Annotated in this window: 2 protein-coding genes and 1 pseudogene; 1 reads left to right on the forward strand and 2 read right to left on the reverse strand. The window is 58.9% G+C overall.

Features of this window, described 5'->3' with window-relative positions; all coding sequences use genetic code 11:
* Positions 1-218: 218 nt before the first annotated feature.
* Both LJE91_04485 and LJE91_04490 read right to left on the reverse strand, forming a co-directional pair.
* Positions 219-902, reverse strand: coding sequence for a M48 family metallopeptidase (locus tag LJE91_04485; GenBank protein MCG6867999.1), 684 nt, complete (start codon positions 900-902; stop codon positions 219-221).
* Positions 903-907: 5 nt separating this feature from the next.
* On the reverse strand, positions 908-2,743 hold the full coding sequence (locus LJE91_04490) for a hypothetical protein (protein ID MCG6868000.1): 1,836 nt from the start codon (positions 2,741-2,743) through the stop codon (positions 908-910).
* 370 nt (positions 2,744-3,113) lie between these two features.
* Here LJE91_04490 and LJE91_04495 point away from each other — a divergent pair.
* Positions 3,114-3,287: pseudogene (locus tag LJE91_04495) on the forward strand (IS4 family transposase).
* Positions 3,288-3,472: the final 185 nt, after the last annotated feature.

Genomic DNA, 3,472 nt, shown 5'->3' on the forward strand with positions numbered 1-3,472 from the left:
TGAGGGCCAGCGCGAAAGTGCTGGTATCGCCACCGGACCCTACCGTGGCTCGGGCAGCGCGTCTGGCGGCAACGTCCGGCGTGATGGGGCAGAAGTCGCCAGACGGCATAGTCGCCAAACGCCCACCGTAATGGGTGGGACACGGTGAAGGCCTGAACCTTCGGCAAAGAGAGAGCCGCGCATTTCTCAGGGACCATAACGCACCCGACCGATCGTACCTATACCTCCTCCTCCAGCACCTGTCCGTGTTCACGGAGCCAGACCCGGGCCTGCTCCACCTTCGGCACCTGCGCTCGCACCACGTTCCAGAATCGCGCTGTATGGTTGGCCTCGATCAGGTGCGCGAGTTCATGGGCGATCACATAGTCGATGACGAAGACGGGGGCCTTGATCAAGCGCCAGTTGAAGTTCACGCTGTCCTTGACGGTGCAAGAACCCCAGCGGTAGCGGCTGTCAACGATCCGGGCGCGCTTGAACTCAACGCCAAGCGACCGGGCGAAACGGGATACCCGCGGCAGGACCCTTTCGTTGGCTCTCGCGATGTACCATTCGCGCAGCGCGGTTTTCCGCTCCGACACCTTCGACGCCGGCACCAGGAAACGCTGGTTGAACTGGACGGCGTCCAGTCCTTCGGCGACCACCTCGATTCGGTACTGCCGCCCGAGATACAACGCCGCCTCTCCGCTGACGAGCTCCTTGCCCGGAGGATGCGGGAGGTCGCGGTACTTCTGTGGATGCCTAAGCTTCTCGAAGATCCATTGCCGCTTCGCTTCGACGACCCGACGGATCGCTTCGTCAGTCGCACCCGCCGGTGCATGCACCACCACGCTACGGTCACGCTCCACCACAATCGTGAGCTTGCGTCTCTTTTCGGATCGCTGGACTGTGTAGGCGAGATCCACGAGGACTACTCCGCGAACAGGATGATGTCGTTGTTCTTCTCGGCGATCTCCATGACACGGCTGATGATGTGTGACCGCTGTTCTCGCAGGCCGGGCATCGACGCGAACTCAGGCGCGAGTAGAACGTTCTGGATCTCTGCCTTCAACTTGTTGCGGGCCGGGATGCTTTCCCAGAACCCTGTCAGTCGCATCTCGCGTTCGACGACGAGAAACACCTTCTGCGTCAGATCAACCAGGTGACTGATTGCATCTTCCTCTGTCATGCCATAGGGCGTGGTGGCTTCGGCTACCTTCATCGCTCCGCTATCGTCTGAAACCGTTTCTGCACCGAACAGCTCGCGCTCGAGCATTCGGAACAGCGGCATCTGCTTCTTGCGGTGCAGTCCGTAGGTTGGTTCCTGGCTCGCGTTGATGATCCTCTGCCGGAGATTCTCCAGCTCCTCGTAGATCTTGTTCCAGTTGTCGCGGAACTGCTCGAAGATGGCCGCCAGGGCTTCGGCGAAGGAGGCGCGCAGGTCCGGGTCATCGTCGAGGTCAACGTCGAGGTGGTGGCGGATGGCGTGCTCGATCTCGGCCGCCTTGGTCTTGATCCGACGGTGCCCGCCGACATACTTCTCGAAATCCTCGTCAAGGATCGAGATCGGCGGGACTTTGACATCGATGCCCCGGGACTCGAGGTGGGCGTCCGTGATGGCACGAAGCTTGGCCGGGATGCCCTTCATGCTCAGCCGCTGGTCGCGGAAGTGCTTCCCGGCGAGCACATTGATCTCGGCGAGCGCCGTGTAGTCGCCCATGAAATCGAGGGCCTGGCGTGCCGGGAACAGGAGATTGAGCGCCTTGGTCAGTCGCTTGAACGCCAGCATGAAGTCAAAGCGCAGGTCCTCGTCGTAGAACACGTCGTAGAAGGCGTCGTGATCGCTCATGTCCGTGAGGCCGTGCTTCTGGAGCAGGGCCATCACGGCGGCGTGAGCGTCCTGGAGTTCCCGCAACTCTTCCTCGGGGAAGCTCAGGGCGTCGACGATCTCCTTCTGCTCGCGCTCGTCGTAGGTATCGATCGCCTTCTTGAGGTGGTGGCCGATGCCGACATAGTCCACCACGAAGCCCTTGTCCTTGGATTCGCCGCCCACGCGGTTCACGCGGGCAATGGTCTGCAGCAGGTTATGGGCGACCACGACCTTGTCGAGATACATCACCTGTTCGACCGGCGCATCGAAGCCGGTAAGCAGCATGTTGTTGACGATGAGGATGCCCAGGTCCCCGTTGACACCCTCTTCTTCACTGCCGAACGACAGCTTGAAGCTCTTGATGCTCGCCTCGTGCCGGGATGCGTCGGAATACTCTTTGAGGTGGGGCAGGTCGTTGTGGCGTCCGGAGATTACGACGTCCGTCTTCATCGCCTTGAGCCGGTCCAGGTCCAGCTTGCCCGTGTTGGCCTGCTCCAGCTTTGCGACCGCCGCCGCGAGCGCGGCGTCCAGATGCTTCTTGTAGCGCGCGGCCGCCTCGCGTGACGTCGCCACCACCTGCGCCTTGTAGCCGTTGGTGAATACGTGCGTGAGGTAGTGCGCCACTATGTCCTTGGCTTTGGCCTCGATGGTGGGCTCCGCTTCGAGATAGGCGTCCCGCGATCCGTACCCGAGGATGTCCAGACGCTGCTGGATGTTGTAGTCGCTGAACACGTCCTCGAACGCCGTGTCCATACCGCCCTGATCGGGGACCTCGGCGTTGTGCGTGCGGCCCTCGTAGACGATCTCCAGCGTTACGCCGTCCTCGATGGACTGGCGCATCGTGTACTTGTCGATGTAGTCGCCGAAGACCTGCTTTCCTTGTTTTGTGCCCAACATCCAAGCTGTGGGGCAAGAGGCGCGTTAGCGCCGATTGTCCCACACGAGCGTCTTGTTAGGTTTTTATAGGCATGTGCCATAGATTCCACCACCCTTCACGCATTGACCACCAGGTCCACAAGCTGTATCAAATGAGCAAGTATTTCCTTTTTTTCCTGTTATATCTTAAGGGGTCTCTTGCTGGCCTGCGATCATTTTTATTCCCAGGATTAAGGCCGCCAACGCACTAGCCATTGATACCCCATAAGCGCTAACTTGTTTTGATCTCTGTTTTTGCCTACGATGATGCTATGGATCATCGGAAGAGGCATAAACAGTGGATGAGGACTGGCCGTTATTGTTGTCCTTCTTTCCAGATGACTGGCGCGATATGGCGTCAGACACCGGCGCACTTAGGGGTTTACGCAAAGACAAATCCCCAGAGAATTTATTGCGCACACTCTTGATTCACCTCGGATGTGGTCACTCATTACGGGAAACGGTTGTGCGGGCAAAAAAGGCAGGCATTGCGGACCTGTCGGATGTTGCGTTACTAAAGCGGCTATATCCGGATTTCCCAACCAGTGAATTGCAGTGATATAGCTGTCACATAGGCGTTTCGATCAGTTTCACAGTGTACGCAAATCGCTGGGGATCCGTGCAGGGATATCGAGGTCGCCAACAGTCAGGTAAATGATGTCGGCGAAGCTTTCCAGGTTGCGATATCCGGAGGCGCGATTTTTAACGATC

The organism is Gammaproteobacteria bacterium (assembly GCA_022340215.1).
GTDB lineage: Bacteria > Pseudomonadota > Gammaproteobacteria > JAJDOJ01 > JAJDOJ01 > JAJDOJ01.

Excerpts from the sequence above, each read along its gene's own strand:
- LJE91_04490 (MCG6868000.1), bottom strand. The coding sequence starts at position 2,743 with ATGTTGGGCACAAAACAAGGAAAGCAGGTCTTCGGCGACTACATCGAC.